We start from the raw sequence: 18,938 nt of genomic DNA, 5'->3' as shown, positions 1-18,938 counted from the left end.
CGCGCATCGTGCTCAGGAATGGCAGACGAAGCCGTCCTTGAGCAGCGTGATCTCGAACTGCAAGTTGCCCGCACGCGCGCCGCGCGCCTTGTCCAGCGTACCGTCGGCACGCCATTGGCGCAGTGCGGCGGCCAGGTAATCGCGCGACATGGCGTCGCCTTCGGGCAGGCGGATGGCGGCATCCGAGGGTGGACGCAGGTCGCCGGCCAGGGGTTTGTAGAAGCGCCATTCCTCGCTCCGCATGAGCCGTTCCAGCACCTGGGCGTCCTCGGCGAGCGCCGCGCATTCGCCGGCCATGAAGGCCGATGCCGCATGCACCGAAGAGGGATAGCTGCGCGGCTGCGCGCCATAGCGCTGCGACACCGCGGCGGCGTAGCCCGAACCTTCGCCTACGCAGACCGATGCGCCGCGCAGCGCAGATGGCTCCTGAACCTTGCCGCGCCTGAGCGAGACCAGCAGGCCGCGGCCGATGTCGTAGCTGCCGGGGGCGGCGGCGATACCGTGTGTCGATCGGGCGGGCACACCCGCCACCAGCAGGTCGACGCGGCCTTCGCGCAGCGCGGCCTCTTGCGCCGCAGGGTCGAGGCCGACCAGCTCCAGCGGCACGCCGAGCGAAGCCGCCAGTTGCCGTGCGAGCGTGGCGTCGAAACCGTCGGGTTCCGGCGGCGTTGGCGCCTCGGGCGGGGCAGGGCGCGGATAGCGGCGCACGCCGACGACCAGCTTGCCGCGCTCGATCGCATGGGCGAGCACCGGTCCCTTGGGCAGGCCCGACAGCGGGGGCGTCGTGAAAGCCCGGGCGCCGCCAAGGCCCGCGACCGCCATGGCCAGCACGAGCGCCGTGCCCGCCAGCACCAGCCCGCGCTTGGGCAACCTGTGCTCAGCCATCGAGGCTCAGCCCCTTGCGCCAGCGCAGCAGCCGACGCTCCAGCAGGGCCAGCAGGTAGTTGAGCAGCAGGCCGAGCACGGCCAGCAGCAGGATGCCGGCGTACATCGTCGGGATCTGGAAGGTCTCCTGCGAATTGAGCGTGAGAAAGCCCAGGCCCGAATGCGCGCCAATCATCTCGGCCGCCACCAGCGCCGTGATGCTGTAGGCGCCCGCCAGCCGCACGCCGGTGAAGATCGACGGCAGCGACGCCGGCAGTACCACCTTGAAGAAGACGAAGCGCTGCGAGGCGCCCATCGACAGCGCCGAGTTGACGAGCAGCCGGTCGACCTGCTTCACGCCGCTCACCGTGCTCAGCAGCACGGGCCAGAACGAGGCCCAGAAGATGATCGCCACCTTCGACAGCTCGCCGATGCCCAGGAACAGGATGAACACCGGGAACAGCGCGAAGGCCGAGGTCTGGCGAAACAGCTGCAGTACCGGATCGACAATGGCCGCCAGCCGCTTCGAGCTGCCGATCAGGAGGCCCAGCACCACGCCCGAGAAACTCGCGAGCAGCAGGCCCCACAGCGAGCGCTGCAGGCTCGCCGCCACATGCTTCCAGAGCTGGCCGGTGTCGACGAGCTGGGCGATGCTCGCGAGCACCGCGGACGGTGGGCTCAGGTAGGCATCGCTCACGACGCCCAGGCGCGGCAGCGCCTCCCACAGCGCCAGGAAGATCACGATGCCGATGCCGCGTTCGGCCACGCGGCCAAGGCTGCGCGCGAATCTGAACAAGCGTCCGGGAGCGCGCACCGCCGGCGCATCGAGCACTGCGCTCATGACACCACTCCCTCGAGCGATCGCGGCTTCAGCCCGAGCTGCACTTCATCCTTCAGCACCTCCCACGCGCGCTGGCGCAGCGCCGCGAACTCGGCCGTATGGCGCACCTGCGCCAAGCGCGGGCGCGCGAGCGGAATGTCGATGATGTCCTTGACGCGCCCGGGCCGCTGCGTCATCACCGCCACGCGGTCGGAGAGGTACACCGCTTCCTCCAGGCTGTGCGTGATGAAGACGATGGTCTTGCAGTACTGCTCCCAGATGCGCAGCAGCTCGCCCTGCAGCACCTCGCGCGTCTGCGCATCGAGCGCCGCAAAGGGCTCGTCCATCAGCAGCACGTCGGGCCTGTAGGCCAGCGAGCGCGCAATGGCCACGCGCTGCTTCATGCCGCCCGAGATCTCGTGCGGATAGCGGTCTGCAAAGCCATGCAGGCCCACCAGTTCGAGGTATTCATGCGCGGTGCGGCGGCGCTCGGATTTGCCGATGCCGCGAATCTCCAGCCCCACGGCGATGTTGTCGAGCACCGAGAGCCACGGAAACAGCGCATAGCCCTGGAACACCACGCCCTGGTTGCGGTTGATGCCCGCAAGCGGTTGGCCGTTGATGGCAATGCGCCCGCCGGTGCGCTCCGTCAGCCCGGCCAGGATGCCGAGGAAGGTCGACTTGCCGCAGCCCGACGGACCGAGCACCGAGAGGAATTCGCCGTCGCGCACGTCCAGGTCGAAGCCCTCGAGCACGCGCACGCGCTCGCTCGCACCGCGCGCCGCATAGTCCATCCGCAGGTCGCGGGCCGAGATCTTGAAGCTCATGGCAGGCATTGGGTCAGGACTTCGCGGCCTGCTGCTGCGCGAAGGGATTGAACTCGTTCGTGTAGACGTCCTTCACCGCCACCTTGCCGGCGGCGAGCTTGCCCTCGGACTGCAGGATGTCGATGTAGTACTGGATCGGCGGCTCGGTCACCACCAGGTCGTCGACATAGGCGTAGCGGTCGACGTTCTTCAGGTCCATGTTGATGCGCTTGGCCACCAGCTTGCGCGCTTCCTCGGTGTTGGCGTTGACCCAGTTGCCGGCCTTGGCGAGCGCCGCCACCACATCGCGCACCGCCTCGGGGTGCTGGCGGATGAACTGGCCATGCGCGCTGTACGGCGCCATGCCGCCCAGGCCGCCGTCCAGGTCGTAGTCGCTCCACAGCCGCACCAGGGGCTCGGCGTTGTCGGCCCGGCCCGAGAAGGGCGCGTGGATGATCGCGAGGTCGGTGTTGCCGGTCACCAGCGTCTGCTCGGCCTGCTCGTCGGGCACCACGACGAAGTTGATCTTCGCCACGTCCACGCCGTGCTGGCGCAGGTACTTCTTGGTCACGAACTCGGCGCAGGCGCCGAAGCTGTTGAAGCCGATGGTCTTGCCCTCCAGGTCCTTCGGATTGCGGATGCCCGAGTCCTTGCGGACGAAGTACTTCATGTGCGGCGCCTCCTGCAGCGTCTTGCCGCCCGCGGCCACCACCTTGAGGTCCGCGCCCGACGCAATGGCCGAGATCACCAGCGGCACCATGCGGCTGCCGAAGTCGATCTCGCCCGTGCCCACCAGCGGAATGATCTGCGGCGCGGCGATCTTGCCGACGTACTCGGGGCGGGTGTTGGTGCCTTCGAAGTAGCCGAGCTCGTCGGCCAGGTAGATCAGGTCGAACGACGGGTTGTTCGGGTACTTGAAGGCCACCTTGTCGCCGGTCTTCTTCACCACGGCCGGGCCGCCGGCCTCGCGCGAGCAGCCCGAAAGCCCGAGGCTGCCGATGGCCGCCACGGAGGCGAGCGAAGCGAAGGTCTTGAGCGCCAGGCGCCTCGAAGGCGGGGCGCTGGCATGGGAAGAGGAGGGCGTCTCGATGGGCATGGCGGCGCGCTCCGGCGCGGGAGCGGTCTGGCTGGTTGCGAAGCGCCGATCCTAGGAAGCCACGCCTGCTTCCTCAACGAAGAAAACCGCGCATCCATAGCTGAAATGCTTCTAGCAGCCATGCGCCAAAAGCGCCGCGCGGCCGGCACATTCATGGCCTGGCCTTTTTCTTCTTCTGCTCTTCCACCATGACTCACAAATTCAAGATCGTCGCTGTCTCCGGCGGCCTGCAACGCCCTTCGCGCACGCTCGCGCTGGTCGAGGAACTGCTGGAGGGCCTGACCGACGCCTGGCCCGCCGAGACGCGCCTCGTCGAACTGGGCCAGTTGGTGCCGAAGTTCGGCGGCGTGCTGCAGCGCGGCCAGCTTCCAGCCGAGGTCGAGCAGTCGCTCAAGGACGTGGAATCCGCCGACCTGCTGCTGGTGGCGAGCCCGATCTATCGCGGTTCGTACACCGGGCTTTTCAAGCACTTCTTCGACTTCGTTCATCACGAAGCGTTGATCGACGTGCCGGTGCTGCTTGCGGCCACCGGCGGCAGCGACCGCCACGCACTGGCCATCGACCACCAGCTGCGCCCGCTGTTCAGCTTCTTCCAGGCCCACACGCTGCCAGTCGGCGTCTATGCGACCGACAAGGAATTCGACAACTACCGCGTGAGCGGCGATGCACTGCGCGCACGCATCGCATTGGCCGTCGAGCGCGCATTGCCCGTGCTGCGCCAGCGCGCGGGCAGGCCGCTCGAAGTGCCTTCGCTGGCGCTGGCCTGAGCGATTCGCCGATGTCCTCCCCGCTTGAACTTCTTCCCGACGGATTCGCCGTGCCGCGCAAACCGCGCAAACCGCGCAAACCGCGCGACCCCGATCCCGCGCGCGTGCGGCGCATCCGCAGCGACGGCGAAGCGCTGGAGGCCGCCCACCGCCTTGCCGCGCTGTTCGCCCCCGGTGCTTCTGCGCGCGACCGCGAGCGGCGCTTGCCGTGGGATGAGCTCGACCTTTGGTCCGAGAGCGGGCTCGGCGGCATCACCGTGCCGCGCGCGCATGGCGGTGCCGACGTGTCCTACGCCACGCTGGCCGAGGTCTTCGTGATCCTGTCGGCCGCCGACGCCTCGCTCGGCCAGATCCCGCAGAACCACTTCGGCGTGCTGGGCGTGCTCCGCGAGATCGGCACCGAGCCGCAGAAGACCCGCTTCTACGCCGAGGTGCTCGCGGGCCAGCGCCTGGGCAATGCGGGGCCGGAGCGGCGATCGAAGACCATCGCGGAGGGCGCGACACGGCTGCGCCGCACGCCCCAGGGACTGCGCCTGGACGGCGAGCGCTTCTATTCGACCGGTGCGCTGTTCGCCCACCGCGTGCCGGCACGCGCGCTCGACGACCAGGGCCGCGCCGTGCAGGTGTGGTTGCCGCGCGATGCGCCCGGGCTCACGGTGGTCGACGACTGGTCCTCCTTCGGCCAGCGCACCACGGCCAGCGGCACGGTGCGCTTCGAGGCCGTGCCGGTCGACGAGGCGGACGTGCTGCCGCTGTGGCAGCTGGCCGACCGGCCCGGCCTGTTCGGCCCCGGCTCGCAGCTCCTGCAGGCGGCCATCGACCAGGGCATTGCGCAGGCCGCGCTCGCCGAGGCAATCGCCTTCGTGCGCGAGTATGCGCGGCCCTGGACCGATGCCGGCGTGGCCCGCGCGGCGGACGACCCTTACATCATCCAGGACGTGGGCCGCCTCGAGGTGGACTTGCATGCCGCGCACGAGGTGCTGCTGGAAAGTGGCCGCACGCTCGATGCCATGGCGGCCCGGCCCGTCACCGCCGAATCCAGCGCGCGCGCCTCGGTTGCCGTGGCCGAGGCCAAGGTGCTGACGACGCGCATCGCGCTCGATGCCAGCGAGAAGCTGTTCGAGCTCGCCGGCTCCTCGGCCACGCGCGAAGCCCACAACCTCGGCCGCCACTGGCGCAACGCCCGCACCCACACCCTGCACGACCCGGTGCGCTGGAAGGCGCACCTGATCGGCAACTACCTGCTCAACCACGTGCCACCGCCGCGGCATTCCTGGAACTGATCGATGACGCTCACCGCTCTTCTTCCCGATCGCACATCCGAGGCGCCCGCGATGCGAGCTCCCGCCCGCGCCGATGCACAGCCCGCACCCGTCCCTGCGCAGAGGCCGCTGCGCATCCGCGACGATGCCCAGGCGCTGCAGATCGCGCGCGAGCTCGCCGCCGACTTCGCGCGCGATGCCGCGGTGCGCGACCGCGAGCGGCGCCTGCCCTGGGACGAGCTGGAGCGCTTCACCGCCAGCGGGCTCTGGGCCATCACGGTGCCGCGCGAGCATGGCGGCGCCGGCGTGTCGGCACGCACGCTGGCGGAGGTGATCGCCATCATCTCGGCCGCCGACGGCTCGCTCGGGCAGATTCCGCAGAACCACTACTACGCGCTGGAGGTGCTGCGCGTCGGCGGCACCGAGGCCCAGAAAAGCTTTTTCTACCGCCGCGTGCTCGAAGGCGAGCGCTTCGGCAATGCGCTCGCGGAGATCGGCCACAAGGACTTCAAGCGCCGAACGCGCCTGCACGAGGAGGGCGGCAGCCTGCAGGTCGACGGGCAGAAGTTCTACTGCACCGGCGCACTGTTCGCGCACTGGATTCCCACGCTGGTCGTGGCACAGGAGGGCGAACGCGAAGTGACCAAGCTCGCCTTCGTGCCGCGCCGCGCCGAGGGCGTGAGCATCGTGGACGACTGGGACGGCTTCGGCCAGCGCGTGACGGGCAGCGGCTCGGTGCGCTTCGAGGGGGTGCAGATCGACCCGGCCTGGGTCGTTCCCTTCCTGGCCTCCTTCGAACGGCCCACCACCATCGGCCCGTTCGCGCAGCTGCTGCATGCCGCCATCGACCTTGGCATCGGGCGCGGCGCCTTCGAGGCCACGCTGCCCTTCGTGCGCGAGCGAGCGCGGCCGTGGATCGATGCCGGCGTGGAACGCGCCAGCGAAGACCCGCTCGCGATCCAGCTGACCGGCGAGGTGGCGGTGCGCCTGCGCGCGGCCGAGGCCCTGCTGCGCCGCGCCGCGCGCTTCGTCGAAGCGGCCCAGCGCGCGCCCGGCGAGCACAGCGTGGCCGCGGCATCGATCGCAGTGGCCGAGGCCCGCGTGCTGAGCACCACCGCCTCGCTCGACGCCGGCAACCGCCTGTTCGAGCTGGCCGGCACCGGCGCCACGCTCGACGGCCTGGGGCTGGACCGCTTCTGGCGCAACGCGCGCACCCACACGCTGCACGACCCGGTGCGCTGGAAGTACCACCACATCGGCAACTACCACCTCAACGACCGGTTCCCGCCGCGGCACGGCGCGCTGTGAGCACCGATTCTTTTTCTTCTTTTCCCGTTCTTCTTCGGAGTCTTGCTTGAGCCGCTTCCCATCGCTTTCCGCCGCGCTGTCGCGCCGCCGCCTGCTGCAATTCGCCTCGGCCGCCGCCACCGCCGCCGGCGCGGGCCTGCCCGCCTTCGCGGCCCTCAAGGAGCCGCCCGGCACCACCAAGGTCCTGAAGGTAGGCGTCACGACCGGGCCGCACGAGCAGACCTTCGAGGTCGCCAAGCGCGTGGCCGAGCGCGACTACGGCCTGAAGATCCAGATCGTGCCCTTCACCGACTACAGCCGGCCCAACGCCGCGCTCGATGCCGGCGACCTGGACGCCAACAGCTTCCAGCACCGGCCCTTCCTCGCGGCGCAGGTGCGTTCGCGCGGCTACAGGATCGTCGGCTTCGGCCGCACCTGGATCGGCCCCATCGCGATCTATTCGCGCAAGTTCAAATCGTTCAAGGACCTGCCCGAGGGCGCCAGCATCGCCATTCCCAACGACCCGTCGAACGAAAGCCGGGTGCTGTTGCTGCTGCAGAAGGCCGGCGCCATCAAGCTCAAGAGCGGCATCGACCCGATCGCGGGCATCAACGCCACGCCGCGCGACATCACCGAGAACCCGCGGAAGTTCCGCTTCGTCGAGATCGAGGCCGCGCAGCTGCCGCGCACGCTCGACGACACCGATGCCTCGGCCGTCAACGCCGACTATGCCAACAAGGCCGGCCTCAATCCGGCGCGCGACGGCATCCTGGTCGAGGACAAGGAAGGCCCCTATGCCTGCCTGATCGCGGTGCGCGAACAGGACAAGGAACAGCCCTGGGTGCAGCAGCTGGTCAAGGCCTACCAGACCGACGAGGTGCGCGACTTCATCGTCAAGACCTTCGCGGGCGGCGTGCTGCCGGCGTTCTGACATGGCGCAGAAGAAGAAAGAGATCCTGCTCAACGCGTTCAACATGAACTGCGTGGGCCACATCAACCATGGCCTGTGGACCCATCCGCGCGACCACTCGCTCGAATACAACACGCTCGAACACTGGACCGGCATCGCGCGCACGCTGGAGCGCGGCCTGTTCGACGGCCTGTTCATTGCCGACATCGTGGGCGTCTACGACGTCTACCAGCACAACGTAGACGTGACGCTGCGCGAGTCGATCCAGTTGCCGGTGAACGACCCGCTGATGCTGGTATCGGCCATGGCGGCGGCGACCCGGCACCTGGGCTTCGGCGTGACGGTCAATCTGACCTACGAGCAGCCCTACCTGCTGGCGCGGCGCTTCTCGACGCTGGACCATCTCACGCGCGGACGCATCGGCTGGAACATCGTCACCGGCTATCTCGACAGCGCCGCGCGCGCGATGGGCCTGGCCGAGCAGATCGCGCACGACGAGCGCTACGAACGGGCCGACGAGTACCTGGAAGTGCTCTACAAGCTGTGGGAAGGGAGCTGGGAAGACGCGGCGGTGCGGCGCGACAAGGCCGCGCGCGTCTTCGCGGACCCGGCCAGGGTGCACAAGGTGCGGCACGACGGCCGCTACCACCAGGTCGAGGGCTACCACCTGGCCGAGCCCTCGCCGCAGCGCACGCCGGTGTTGTTCCAGGCCGGCAGCTCCGGCCGCGGCCAGCGCTTTGCCGCGCGGCACGCGGAGTGCGTCTTCATCTCGCCGCCCAGCAAGGAAGCAGCGCGCCAGACCGTGCAGGCACTGCGCGAACAGCTGGTGCAGGCCGGCCGGCGTCCCGACGACGTCAAGGTGTTCGTCGGCGCGGCGGTGGTGCCGGGCGCGAGCGCGAAGGAGGCGCAGGAAAAGTACGCGGACTACCGGGACTACGCGAGCCGCGAGGCGGGCCTGGCGCACTTCTCGGCCAGCACGGGCATCGACTACGCGCGCTACGGCCTGGACGAGCCGATCGACTACGGAAAGACCAACGCCATCGAATCGGCCACCCGCACCGCCGAGCAGCAGGGCTGGACGCGCCGCAAGCTGCTGGACCTGTTCGAGCTCGGCGGGCGCTACCCGGCCATCGTCGGAGATGCGGCGCAGGTGGCGGACGAACTGCAGTCGTGGATCGACGAGACCGGCGCGGACGGCTTCAACCTGAGCCGCACCGTGGTGCCCGAGAGCTACGAGGATTTCGTCGACCTGGTCGTGCCCGAGCTGCAGGACCGCGGCGTCTACAAGACCGCCTATGCCGAGGGCAGCCTGCGCCGCAAACTGTTCGATGCCGGCGACCGGCTGCCTGCGCGCCATGCGGCGGCGCAGTTCCGCCATCGCGCCGGCGAGGCCTGATCAACTTTCGGCCCGGCTTCCCACTGCCCAATAGAAGGTCGGCCGGGTTCCGTTGATCGCGTGGTCGCCGACCGCGCGCGCCTTGTAGATCACCGGGTTGTGCGAGGCCAGCGTGCGCGCGTTGCGCCAGTGGCGATCCAGCCGCCGGTCTTCCTGCAGCGCCGAGGCGCCGCCGACATCGAACAGGCGCGTCGCGGCGTTCAGCACGGTGTCGACGATGCCGACCTGCGCCTTGGCGGTGCGCAGCTCCACGTCGACGAGCAGGCTTTCGGGAACGGGCTCGCCGCGCTGGTGCATGCGGTCGATGTCGCCCAGCCCGCGGGCCACTGCAGCCACCGTTGCGGCGGCCGTGAAGGCCGCGCTGGAAAGCTGCCCCACCACCTGCTGGACCAACGGATCTTCCCGCGGCGTGGTGCCGCTGCCGTGGCTGTATACGCGCTTGCGCGGCTGCACGAAGGCGACCGCGTCGCGCTCGATCGCGCGCGCGATGCCGGCCAGCGTGGCCAGGTGGGTGAGCTGGAAATGGGCCGTGAGCGGCGTCGGCCGGTCGCGGTCGTAGGTCAGCACATTGCCGGCCTCGACAGCGACACGGCGAAAGCGCGTGGTACCCGACCCGGTCAGGCGTTGGCCGAAGCCGCGCCAGTCGTCGATGCGTTCCACGCCGCTCGCTTCCGCGGGCACAAGCACCAGCACCCGGCCTTGCTTGCTCGGATCGTCCGCGCGCTGGGCGGTCACGGGAATCCAGTCGGCATAGAGCGTGCCTGTGCTGTAGTACTTGTCGCCATCGAGCAGCCAGCCCTTGCCGTCGCGCGTGAGCGTGGTTTGCAGCGTGCCCAGCTCGGCCTCGCCCAACTCGGTGGTGGCATTGCCGAAGATCGCGCCGTCGGCCGCGCGCCGCAGCCAGGGTGCATGCAGCTCGGGATCGATCTCGGCATAGAGCCGTTCGATGAAGCCGAAGTGCGCGCGCAGGATCTGCGGCAGGTTCGAATCGGCGGCGCCAAGCTCGATGAGCAGGTCGAACAACTGCTCGACCGAAGCGCCAAGGCCACCGTGGACCCGCGGCACGCGCAGCGCGCCGAAGTTCGCTTCGCGCAGCCAGGTGACGGCGTCGTAGGCCAGTGCGCGCTCGTTCTCGCGTTGGGCGGCATGTTCGGCGATGCGGGCGAAGACGGGGCGGAAGCGCTCGGCGAGCTGTTCGTAGGCAGGGGGTGGTGGGGGCATGAACGATGAGGTACCAGGAAAGGTGGAGAAGGCGGTCACGCGATGGCGGCCGGATGCGCCTCGCGCGCCGAATGCGCCGGATGCGCCGGATGCGCGGGTCGCCGCAGCCCGAGGTGCTCGCGCAGCGTGCGGCCTTCGTACTCGGTGCGGAACAGGCCGCGCCGCCGCAGCTCGGGCAGCACCAGTTCGATGAAATCGTCCAGGCCGCCCGGGAACCACGGCGCCATGATGTTGAAGCCGTCCGCGCCGCGTTCCTCGAACCACTGCTGCAGCTGGTCGGCAACGCGGGCGGGCGTACCCACCACCTGCTGGTGGCCGCGCGCGCCGGCAATGCGCAGGTAGAGATCGCGGATGCTGAGGTTTTCGCGCCGCGCCAGGTCCAGCAGCAGCCGCTGGCGGCTCTTGGGGCCGTTGGTTTCCGGCAGTTCGGGCAGCGGGCCGTCGACCGGCAGCCTGGAGAAATCGAAGCCTCCGATCACGTTCGACAGCAGCGACACGCCGACCACCGGGTGCACCAGTTGCTGCAGCTGCTCGAACTTCTCCTCGGCCTCTGCCTGCGTGCGGCCGACCACGGGGAAGATGCCGGGCATGATCTTCACGTCATCGGGGTGGCGGCCATGGCGCGGCAGCCGGCCCTTGATGTCGGCGTAGAAGGCCTTCGCCTCGTCGAAGGTCTGGTGCGCGACGAAGATCACTTCGGCCGTCCGCGCGGCCAGGTCGCGGCCCGCTTCGGAGGCGCCGGCCTGCACCACCACCGGCCGCCCCTGCGGCGAGCGCGCCACGTTGAGCGGGCCGCGCACCGAGAAGTGCGTGCCCTTGTGGCCCAGCACGTGCAGCTTGTGCTCGTCGAAGTAGCGGCCGCTTGGCTTGTCGCGCACGAAGCTGTCGTCCTCCCAGCTGTCCCACAGGCCCGTGACCACGTCGTGGAACTCGGCCGCGCGCTCGTAGCGCAGCGCGTGCTCGAAATGTTCGTCGCGGTTGAAGTTCTGCGCCTCGCCGGTGCCGCTGGAGGTCACGAGGTTCCAGCCCGAGCGCCCGCCGCTGATCTGGTCGAGCGAGGCAAACTTGCGCGCCACGTTGAAGGGCTCGTTGAAGCTCGTCGACACCGTGGCGATGAGCCCGATGCGCTCGGTCAGCGCCGCAATGGCGGCAAGCAGCGTGAGCGGCTCGAAGTGGTCGGCGCGCGCCGTGCGCGAGAGCGACGCCAGGTCGCTGTTGCGAACGCCGACCGAATCGGCCAGGAAGATGGCGTCGAACTTGGCCGCTTCCGCCTTCTGCGCCAGTTCGACGTAGTGGCGGAAGTTGCTCCCGGCATCGGCCTGCGCGCCCGGATGGCGCCAGGCCGCGATATGGTGGCCGGTCTGCATGAGGAAGGCGCCGAGCTTGAACTGGCGCGTGGATGAAGCCATGGGTCGAATGCCTTGGAAAAAGAGAGAAGGAGCGCGATCACCACGCCAGCTGCAGCCGCTGCGGCAGGCCGGTGCCGACAGTTTCGGGTGGCGGTGCGGCGGCCGGCGTGCGATCGGTATCGGCATCGAGGAAGTCGCTGAGCACGTCGTCGCGCAAGGCAATGAATGCCGGGTCGCTGCGGTTGCGCGGGTGCGGCAGATCGACCTCGACGGTGCGCCGGATGCGGCCGGGCGAGGGCTGCATCACCACCACACGATCGCCCAGGAAGACGGCTTCCTCGACATCGTGGGTCACCAGCAGCATGGTGATGCGCTCTTTCTGCCAGATGCGCTGAAGCTCGTTCTGCAGCCGCGAGCGTGTGAGTGCATCGAGCGCGCCGAAGGGCTCGTCGAGCAGCAGCACGCGCGGCCGGTTCACCAGGCCGCGCGCAATCGCCACGCGCTGCGCCATGCCGCCGGAGATCTGGTGCGGCCACGATTTTTCGAAGCCCTCGAGCCCGACCAGCGCGACATGCTCGGCCACCAGGTCGCGCTTTTCCTTGGCGCTGAAGGGTGCGTTGCGCAGGCCCACCGCGATGTTCTGCTCCACCGTGAGCCAGGGAAAGAGGCGGTGGTCCTGGAACACGATGCCGCGCTCGCGGCCGGGGCCCGAGATCGGTTCACCGTCGAGCAGGATCCGGCCCTCGTACTGCGCGTCCAAGCCGAGGATGAGCCGCAGCAGCGTGGACTTGCCGCAGCCGCTGGTGCCGACGATGCTCACGAAGCGGCCGGCCGGAATGTGCAGGTCGATGCCTTCGAGCACCTGCAGTTCGCCGCCGCTGGCCTGCGTGCTGGCATAGCGCTTGCCGAGGCCGCGGATGTCGAGTTCGTTGGAGGGGTTCGCAAGGAGGGAGGTCATGGAAGGTGAGTTCTTTCTGCGTGCGTGGTTCATGCGCGCCCGGTCCAGCGCGCCAGCCGGCGCTCCAGCGTGCGGGCCGAGGCGTTCATGAGCCAGCCGACGAGGCCGATCACGAACATGCCGAAGATGACCAGGTCCATCTGGAAATGCTCGCTGCCCTCGATCAACGTGTTGCCGATGCCGCGGCCGGCCACCAGCAGGTACTCGGCGCCGATGGTCGCAAGCCAGGAATAGATGAGCGCCAGGTAGACGCCCGTGAAGATCGAGGGCAGGGCGGCCGGCAGCACCACCTGCGTGACGGTCTGCCAGCGCGTGTAGCCATAGACGCGCGCCACCTCGAGCAGGCCGGCCGGCGCGGTGCGGATGCCGTCGCAGGTGTTGACCACCACCGGCACCAGCGCGGCCAGCGAGAGGAACACCACCTTGGCAACGTCGCCAAGGCCGAACCACACCGAGATCAGCGGAATCCACGCGAACAGCGAGATCTGCTTGAAGGTGTTGAAGCTCGGACCGGCGATGCGGTTGAAGAGCGCCGACAGCCCCAGCAGCGCGCCGAGCACGAGGCCCGACGCGGTGCCGATCGCAAAGCCCGTCGCTTCGCGCGCCAGGCTCGCGCCGAGCGCACGCCAGAGGCGTCCGCTTGCCACCTGGTCGATCGCGGTATCGAGCACCTTGGCCGGCGAGACCAGCAGCGCCGAGTTCACGACGTCGAGCGACGACAGCAGCCACCACAGCAAGACAGCCGCCACGGGCAGCACGAAGCCGCGCCAGCGGCTGCGCTGCTCAGGCTGCAGCGGTTGCACGGCAGCCAGTTCGGCGGCTTCCCGCGTGACGGTGTTCATGGCGCGGCTCCGCCCGGCTGGCGCCGGTGCATCGAGGTTTCGAGCCGATCGAGCAGGCGGTCGATGGCATAGCCGATCGCACCCACCACGATCACGGCCGCCATCACCAGGTCGAGCTGGAACAGCTGCCGGCCATAGACGATGAGGTAGCCCAGCCCTTCGCTCGACGCCACCAGTTCCACCACCACCAGCGAGAGCCAGGCCTTGGTGAAGCCCAGCCGCACGCCGGTGAAGAGCGTGGGCACGGCGTGCGGCAGCACGATTTCCAGCACCTGCTGGCGCCGCGTATAGCCATAGACCTGGCCGACTTCGCGCAGCGCGGACGGGGTCTGGCGGAAGCCCTGCAGCGTGTTGAGCGCCACCGGCACCAGTGCCGCCTTGGCGATGAGGATGTACTTCAGCGGCTCGCCAATGCCCACGATCAGCAGCACGAAAGGCAGCCAGGCCAGCACCGGGATCTGCACCAGCGCATTGAAGCTGGGCAGCACATAGGTCTCGAAGCTGCGCGACAGGCCCATGGCCGAGCCCAGCGCGAGGCCGAGCAGGGTGCCCACTGCAAAGCCGACACCCACGCGCGTGAAACTGGTGCTCACGTGTAGCCAGAGATCACCGCTCATGGCCAGGTCGCGCAATGTTTCCCACACGAACTGCGGCGGCGGCAGCACCTGCGGCGAGATCCAGCCCTGCTCGGCGCCCGTGAACCACAGCGCGAGCAGGGCGATGGGCAGCAGCCAGGGGAGCGTGCTGTCGCCGATGCGCCGCCAGGGCATCCGCGCCAGCAACGGCGCGATCGTTCGCGCCGCGGACGCGGGCGCGTCGTCGCGAGGCCGCAGGACGGCTGCCAATTCGACTTCGGCGCTCATCGGTTTTTCCCCCTCTCCCTCTGGGAGAGGGCTGGGGTGAGGGCCAGCGGCGCTTGCAGATGCGGTGCTCGTGCGAAGGCCGATGCCCTCACCCTAGCCCTCTCCCGCCAGCGGGAGAGGGGATAAGACAACGCCCTCATCGCGAAGCGACCGATGGACTCGCCTTCGGCTGTCCCTTGGCGTCGTAGGCCGTCCAGTAGTTCTCCAGCCCCTGCTTCTTCAGCGCGTTCTTCAGGTAGCGCGTGTCGAACCAATCGTCGACCGACACCTCGCGGCGGATCAGCTTGAGCTTGAGCGCGTCGGCCACCACGGCCTTGTAGCGCCCGATGATGAAGTCGTCGGCCAGCGGCGAGTTGCGCACCGCGAGCTGCTGCTGGTCGAACTCCGCCGCCCACGAAGCCACCGGTGTGCCGCTGCGCGCCCAGATGCGGAAGAGCTCATCGCGGTTCTTCTCGTCCGACGACCAGCGCGCCGCCCGCACGAACACGTCGACCACGCGCTGCACCTCGGCCGGGTTGGCCTGCTCGAAGTCCGCGCGCACCAGCAGCGAGGCCTGGCGCGTGAAGGCCGGGTCCTGCCCCTGCGTGGAATACACCACCTTGGCAAGGCCCTGGTCGCGCACCTTGAACCACTCGTAGCCGCCGAAGGCCGCATCCACGCCGCTCGACACCAGCGCGGCCTGCGCACTGCCGGTGTCGAGGTTCACGCCCTTGATGTCGCGCTCGGCCAGGCCGTTGGCTGCCAGCACGTTGATGGCCACGAGGTGGCCGTTGGTACCGCGGAAGATCGAGACCGTGCGGTCCTTCAGGTCCTTGATCGAGCGGATGTCCGACTTGGGCGGCGCCACCAGGTACAGGTTGTTGCGCGCGCCGCTCGCCAGCAGCAGCTTGGTCTTCAGGCCGTTGGAGCGCCCGACGATCGACGGCAGGTCGCCCTGGTAGGCGAAATCGATCTGCCTGTTCGACAGCGCCTCGTTCACCGCCGGTCCGGCACCCTTGAAGAACAGCCATTCGACCTTGATGCCCGTGGCCTTGAACTCCTCCTCCAGCCAGTTGTTGACGCGCGCAACGCCGCCGGGCGAACCGCCCCAGGTAACGGGATCGCCGCCGCCCGCGGTGGCCACGCCGATGCGGATGGTGTCGGGCGCCGCCTGCGCGGGCAGCGCGGCCACGGCCACCAGCGCAAGCGTGCCCAGTGGCGCGGCCCAACGGCGCAGGCGGGTGAACAGGGAGCGTGCCGCGCCGTTCACTTCGCGCCTTTCAGGCCGAGCTTGCGCCCGACCTCGGTGCCTTCGAAGAAGCGCGGATTGGCCTCGGTGTAGAAGCGGTGCGGGTTGTCGAAGACAAAGGCCTTGAAGTCCGCGGCCGAGATCACGCCTTGCTGCACCAGGTCCCAGGTTTCGGCCAGCGGCTCGGTGAACTCGGGCACGTCCCAGTGGCCCACGTCGGACGACCAGATCGCGTTGATCCTGGTGCCCAGCGGATTGACCTTGGTGTTGAACGCCGCGGCCACCGTGCGGTCGTCGGCCTCGGAGCCGAAGTAGAAGTTGTTCACCCAGCGGTCGCGGATGTCCTCCACCTTCTCGATGCCGGCGAGCGCGAAATCGTCGATCTCCGATTCGTTCGGCTCTCGGCTGTGCGGCAGCGCCGAGAGGCCGAGGCTGTCGCGCAGCAGCGTCGACTTGTCGATCGTACGGCCCTTGAGCAGGTCGCCGCCGTAGCGCTCGAACAGCGAGGCAAGCAGTTCGACGTCGGCCTCTGCGGGGTCGTAGTTGCGCACGGCGTTCCTGTTGCGCTTTTCCCAGCGGTCCACCAGGTGCGTGTAGACATGCGAGCCCCAGTCGGCACCGCCTTCGAGCAAGCCCACGCGCAGGCCGGGAAAGCGCCGCGTCACGCCGCCGAAGAACAGTGCCTTGGCAAAGGCTTGCGAGCCATCGGCAAAGTGGCCGATGTGGTTGTTCATGTAGTTGCTGATCGACTGCCGGCCGGTCCAACCCTGGCTGCCGTAGTGCGTGGTGACGGGCACGCCCAGTTCCACCACCTTGGCCCAGAAGGGGTCGTAGTCGTGCTCGCTGTCGATGCCGTAGAAGTCGATGTACCCGGTCTGCTTCGCAATCTCCGGGTGTTCCTTCGCCGGATATTTTTCGGCGATGGCGCGGATCGGCCGGCGCACCCCGCCTGCGATGTTGATCACCTTCAGGCCGAGCGTCTTGACCGCGAACTCCAGCTCTTCGATGCCTTCCTGCGGCGTGTGCAGCGGAATGCCCGCCACCGGCGTCAGGCGGTCGGCATACGGCCGGTACTGGTCGGCGTGGAAGTGGTTGATGGCGCGATGCAGCGGCTGGCGGTATTCGCTGCCGGCCGCGGCGGGCGAGAGCACGTCGTTGGGGAACAGGATCGAATAGTCCGAGCCCTGCTCGCCCAGGCGCTCGTAGAGCAGCGCGGGCAGCGTGTAGGTGGCCAGGTCGTAGGTGTTGCGCGTCACGCGGGCCCACCAGGGCGCGCGCAGCGTGCGGTGGAACTGGCGCTCCTCGGCCGTCTGCTGGTACCAGTCCTTGCCGCCGCCATTGCGCGTGACGAAGCGTCCGCCCAGCGCCTTGCGCAGCGCGTCGACCAGCTTGCTGCCGCCGTACTGCGCCACGTAATCCTCGAGTACGGGCGCGTAGTCGTTGACGTGGACATCCGTGTCGATCACGGGATGGTCGAGGCCGGCCTTCACGGCGGCGGAGCGCGAGGCATGCACGCGGTTCAAACGATCGTTCATCTGCGGGTTCCTTGGAAGGGAAAGGAACGCCGCAGGCTACGCGCGGCTCACGCGCTTGCCAAAGAAGGCTTTCGGTATTGCTTAGCCGGTGCGTGCATAAGGAGCACAGCTCGGCGCGGATGTTGCGGGGCGGTACTTCGGTTTCGGGCGGCGCATCGAGGTACTCATGTTTCCACCGGAAGCTCCAGCGTGAACGCCGCGCCGGTGCCCGGCCCGTCGCTGTGGGCCGTGAGGGTTCCGCCCATTTCATGCGCGGCGATCACGGCGCTGTGCAGGCCGAATCCATGGCCGGTCTTTTTCGTGGTGAACCCGTGCACGAACACCTGGGACAGGGCCTGCGTCGCAATGCCCACGCCGTTGTCCGCCACGCAGATGCGCAGCCGCTGGCCCGCCACCAGCTCCACGCGCACCGTGAGCCGGGGCTCGCGGTCGGTCACGCCGTCCATGGCCTGCTCGGCGTTGCTGATCAGGTTCACCAGGATCTGCAAGATCCGCCCCTGGTCCAGCAGCAGTTCGGGAAGAGGCGCAATCTCTTTTTCCACCACCATCCGGCGCTGCGCCAGCGCCTCGGCGTTGATGCGCAATGCATCGTCCACCAGTTCGCGGACCTGCACCTTTTCCAGCAGCCTCGATGCGCCGGCGTAGGCCTGCTGCGCGGCAATGATCTCCTTGATGTGTTCCACGTTCTTGCCCAGTGCCGCCAGCTCCTTGATGGCGTCGTTCTGCTCTGCCACCAGCGCCGAGGCCAGCTGGCGCAGATAGCCCGGAAGCACCTTGCCCTTGGGGTCCGAAGCGAGGAACGCGCCCAGGTCGTCCGCGTGCTCTTCCATCAGCTGGACGGCCCGCGCAAGCCCCGGGGCCTTGGAGGCGCGAACGCGCGAAAGAATGAGCGCCGCGGACACGTTCACGCTGTTGAGCACATTGCCGACGTTGTGCAGCACGTTGGTGGCGATGCGGGCCATGCCGGCCAGGTGCGAGGCCTCGACCAGCTGCTTGTTCACCTCGGCAACCTGGCGCTCCGCCTCCTTCAGGTCGGAGATGTTCTTGGTGATGCCGAAGGTTCCGACGATCCGGCCCGCACGGTTTCGCAGGGGCATCTTCGTCGTCAAGGCCCAGGTGTCGGGCCGCCCGTCGATCCAGGTTTCCTTTTCGATCTTGCCGATCATCGGCACACCCGTGCGGATGATCTCCTGCTCGTCCTCGAACGCCGGACGCGCATGCTCTTCGGAAAAGACATCGAAGTCCGACTTTCCCACCAGCCCTTCGGGTGTGGCCATTCCAAACTCCAGCGCCTGCGCCGTGCTGGTCTTGATGAAGCGGGACTGCGCGTCCTTGAAGTAGATGTGGTCCGGAGAGTTGTCCAGCAGCGCGCGAAGCAGCTCGCGCTCGTTGGCCAGCATGGCGTCGTCCTCTTCCTGGTTGCGCGGGGCCGCGTCGAGCAAGACTCCCTGGCTGCCGATGGCCGTGCCGTCAGGCCCCCGCACCGCAGACTCGATCACCTGCCAGGAAGCCGCCTCGTCGGAGTCGATCTCCGCAGGCGTGCGGCCCAGGATGCGTTCTGCAGGCATGCCCTTGAGTTCGCAGAACCTGGCATTGACGAAGGTGAAGCGCCCCTCGGTGTCCTTGCGAAAAATGCCGACCGGCAACTGCTCGACGATCGGTGCCGTGCTGTCCTCCAGGAGGGTTGCGCTTGCAGGGGAGGCGGGTTGGCTTTGCATGGCGATGTGCTGCAGG

17 protein-coding genes are annotated in these 18,938 nt (G+C 68.6%); 5 read left to right on the top strand and 12 right to left on the bottom strand.

Features of this window, described 5'->3' with window-relative positions:
* Positions 1–12: 12 nt before the first annotated feature.
* The 4 genes from VPA02S_RS02980 to VPA02S_RS02965 are packed head-to-tail and all read right to left on the bottom strand — an operon-like array spanning position 13 to position 3,586.
* Entirely contained in the window at positions 13–885 is an 873-nt protein-coding gene (locus tag VPA02S_RS02980) for a substrate-binding periplasmic protein (protein ID WP_062362050.1), read from the bottom strand.
* Entirely contained in the window at positions 878–1,705 is an 828-nt protein-coding gene (locus tag VPA02S_RS02975; protein ID WP_062362045.1) for an ABC transporter permease, read from the bottom strand. The genes VPA02S_RS02980 and VPA02S_RS02975 overlap by 8 nt, the downstream gene beginning before the upstream one ends.
* Positions 1,702–2,511 carry an ABC transporter ATP-binding protein gene (locus tag VPA02S_RS02970; RefSeq protein WP_062362042.1) on the bottom strand — a complete coding sequence of 270 codons (810 nt, stop codon included), beginning with the start codon at positions 2,509–2,511 and terminating at the stop codon, positions 1,702–1,704. Before VPA02S_RS02970 ends, VPA02S_RS02975 begins: the two co-directional genes overlap by 4 nt.
* 13 nt (positions 2,512–2,524) lie before the next feature.
* Positions 2,525–3,586: an ABC transporter substrate-binding protein gene (locus VPA02S_RS02965; RefSeq protein WP_062362039.1), complete on the bottom strand. Its 1,062-nt coding sequence runs from the start codon at positions 3,584–3,586 to the stop codon at positions 2,525–2,527.
* 188 nt (positions 3,587–3,774) lie between these two features.
* Here VPA02S_RS02965 and msuE point away from each other — a divergent pair, with 188 nt between their 5' ends.
* From msuE to VPA02S_RS02940, 5 genes are read left to right on the top strand one after another with little or no spacing between them, the layout of a single operon-like run.
* Positions 3,775–4,353, top strand: coding sequence for an FMN reductase (gene msuE, locus VPA02S_RS02960; protein ID WP_027729414.1), 579 nt, complete (start codon positions 3,775–3,777; stop codon positions 4,351–4,353).
* Between the two features lie 11 nt (positions 4,354–4,364).
* Positions 4,365–5,636 carry an SfnB family sulfur acquisition oxidoreductase gene (locus tag VPA02S_RS02955; RefSeq protein WP_062362036.1) on the top strand — a complete coding sequence of 424 codons (1,272 nt, stop codon included), beginning with the start codon at positions 4,365–4,367 and terminating at the stop codon, positions 5,634–5,636.
* Positions 5,637–5,687: 51 nt separating this feature from the next.
* Positions 5,688–6,923 carry an SfnB family sulfur acquisition oxidoreductase gene (locus tag VPA02S_RS02950; RefSeq protein WP_049805733.1) on the top strand — a complete coding sequence of 412 codons (1,236 nt, stop codon included), beginning with the start codon at positions 5,688–5,690 and terminating at the stop codon, positions 6,921–6,923.
* A gap of 46 nt (positions 6,924–6,969) precedes the next feature.
* On the top strand, positions 6,970–7,833 hold the full coding sequence (locus VPA02S_RS02945) for a MetQ/NlpA family ABC transporter substrate-binding protein (protein ID WP_027729411.1): 864 nt from the start codon (positions 6,970–6,972) through the stop codon (positions 7,831–7,833).
* Position 7,834: 1 nt separating this feature from the next.
* Positions 7,835–9,208: an LLM class flavin-dependent oxidoreductase gene (locus VPA02S_RS02940; RefSeq protein WP_027729410.1), complete on the top strand. Its 1,374-nt coding sequence runs from the start codon at positions 7,835–7,837 to the stop codon at positions 9,206–9,208.
* Here VPA02S_RS02940 and VPA02S_RS02935 read toward each other — a convergent pair whose 3' ends face one another.
* The 8 genes from VPA02S_RS02935 to VPA02S_RS02900 all read right to left on the bottom strand — a co-directional run bounded on the left by VPA02S_RS02935 (position 9,209) and on the right by VPA02S_RS02900 (position 18,922).
* Positions 9,209–10,429: an acyl-CoA dehydrogenase family protein gene (locus VPA02S_RS02935; RefSeq protein WP_049805738.1), complete on the bottom strand. Its 1,221-nt coding sequence runs from the start codon at positions 10,427–10,429 to the stop codon at positions 9,209–9,211. It lies immediately after the preceding gene.
* A gap of 35 nt (positions 10,430–10,464) precedes the next feature.
* Positions 10,465–11,838, bottom strand: a complete 1,374-nt coding sequence (locus VPA02S_RS02930) for an LLM class flavin-dependent oxidoreductase (protein ID WP_027729408.1) — start codon at positions 11,836–11,838, stop codon at positions 10,465–10,467.
* Between the two features lie 37 nt (positions 11,839–11,875).
* Complete coding sequence (locus VPA02S_RS02925; RefSeq protein WP_027729407.1) at positions 11,876–12,736, bottom strand: ABC transporter ATP-binding protein; 861 nt, start codon at positions 12,734–12,736, stop codon at positions 11,876–11,878.
* Positions 12,737–12,765: 29 nt separating this feature from the next.
* Positions 12,766–13,578 carry an ABC transporter permease gene (locus VPA02S_RS02920; RefSeq protein WP_027729406.1) on the bottom strand — a complete coding sequence of 271 codons (813 nt, stop codon included), beginning with the start codon at positions 13,576–13,578 and terminating at the stop codon, positions 12,766–12,768.
* A complete protein-coding gene (locus VPA02S_RS02915; RefSeq protein ID WP_062362034.1) occupies positions 13,575–14,441 on the bottom strand; it encodes an ABC transporter permease in 867 nt (288 codons plus the stop codon). The genes VPA02S_RS02920 and VPA02S_RS02915 overlap by 4 nt, the downstream gene beginning before the upstream one ends.
* Before the next feature lie 136 nt (positions 14,442–14,577).
* Complete coding sequence (locus tag VPA02S_RS02910) at positions 14,578–15,636, bottom strand: ABC transporter substrate-binding protein (RefSeq protein WP_244883480.1); 1,059 nt, start codon at positions 15,634–15,636, stop codon at positions 14,578–14,580.
* 50 nt (positions 15,637–15,686) lie between these two features.
* Positions 15,687–17,204: an amidohydrolase family protein gene (locus VPA02S_RS02905; RefSeq protein ID WP_062362031.1), complete on the bottom strand. Its 1,518-nt coding sequence runs from the start codon at positions 17,202–17,204 to the stop codon at positions 15,687–15,689.
* A gap of 164 nt (positions 17,205–17,368) precedes the next feature.
* A complete protein-coding gene (locus VPA02S_RS02900; protein WP_027729922.1) occupies positions 17,369–18,922 on the bottom strand; it encodes a sensor histidine kinase in 1,554 nt (517 codons plus the stop codon).
* Positions 18,923–18,938 lie beyond the last annotated feature (16 nt).

Source organism: Variovorax paradoxus NBRC 15149 (genome assembly GCF_001591365.1).
GTDB classification, from domain to species: Bacteria; Pseudomonadota; Gammaproteobacteria; order Burkholderiales; family Burkholderiaceae_C; genus Variovorax; species Variovorax paradoxus.
This window is presented reverse-complemented; position numbering and strand designations above follow the sequence as displayed.

Bases quoted from the DNA above. Each gene is read 5' to 3' on its own strand.
- VPA02S_RS02980 (WP_062362050.1), bottom strand. From the start codon at position 885: ATGGCTGAGCACAGGTTGCCCAAGCGCGGGCTGGTGCTGGCGGGCACG.
- VPA02S_RS02975 (WP_062362045.1), bottom strand. From the start codon at position 1,705: ATGAGCGCAGTGCTCGATGCGCCGGCGGTGCGCGCTCCCGGACGCTTG.
- VPA02S_RS02970 (WP_062362042.1), bottom strand. From the start codon at position 2,511: ATGAGCTTCAAGATCTCGGCCCGCGACCTGCGGATGGACTATGCGGCG.
- VPA02S_RS02965 (WP_062362039.1), bottom strand. From the start codon at position 3,586: ATGCCCATCGAGACGCCCTCCTCTTCCCATGCCAGCGCCCCGCCTTCG.
- msuE (WP_027729414.1), top strand. From the start codon at position 3,775: ATGACTCACAAATTCAAGATCGTCGCTGTCTCCGGCGGCCTGCAACGC.
- VPA02S_RS02955 (WP_062362036.1), top strand. From the start codon at position 4,365: ATGTCCTCCCCGCTTGAACTTCTTCCCGACGGATTCGCCGTGCCGCGC.
- VPA02S_RS02950 (WP_049805733.1), top strand. From the start codon at position 5,688: ATGCGAGCTCCCGCCCGCGCCGATGCACAGCCCGCACCCGTCCCTGCG.
- VPA02S_RS02940 (WP_027729410.1), top strand. From the start codon at position 7,835: ATGGCGCAGAAGAAGAAAGAGATCCTGCTCAACGCGTTCAACATGAAC.
- VPA02S_RS02935 (WP_049805738.1), bottom strand. From the start codon at position 10,429: ATGCCCCCACCACCCCCTGCCTACGAACAGCTCGCCGAGCGCTTCCGC.
- VPA02S_RS02930 (WP_027729408.1), bottom strand. From the start codon at position 11,838: ATGGCTTCATCCACGCGCCAGTTCAAGCTCGGCGCCTTCCTCATGCAG.
- VPA02S_RS02925 (WP_027729407.1), bottom strand. From the start codon at position 12,736: ATGACCTCCCTCCTTGCGAACCCCTCCAACGAACTCGACATCCGCGGC.
- VPA02S_RS02920 (WP_027729406.1), bottom strand. From the start codon at position 13,578: ATGAACACCGTCACGCGGGAAGCCGCCGAACTGGCTGCCGTGCAACCG.
- VPA02S_RS02915 (WP_062362034.1), bottom strand. From the start codon at position 14,441: ATGAGCGCCGAAGTCGAATTGGCAGCCGTCCTGCGGCCTCGCGACGAC.
- VPA02S_RS02905 (WP_062362031.1), bottom strand. From the start codon at position 17,204: ATGAACGATCGTTTGAACCGCGTGCATGCCTCGCGCTCCGCCGCCGTG.
- VPA02S_RS02900 (WP_027729922.1), bottom strand. From the start codon at position 18,922: ATGCAAAGCCAACCCGCCTCCCCTGCAAGCGCAACCCTCCTGGAGGAC.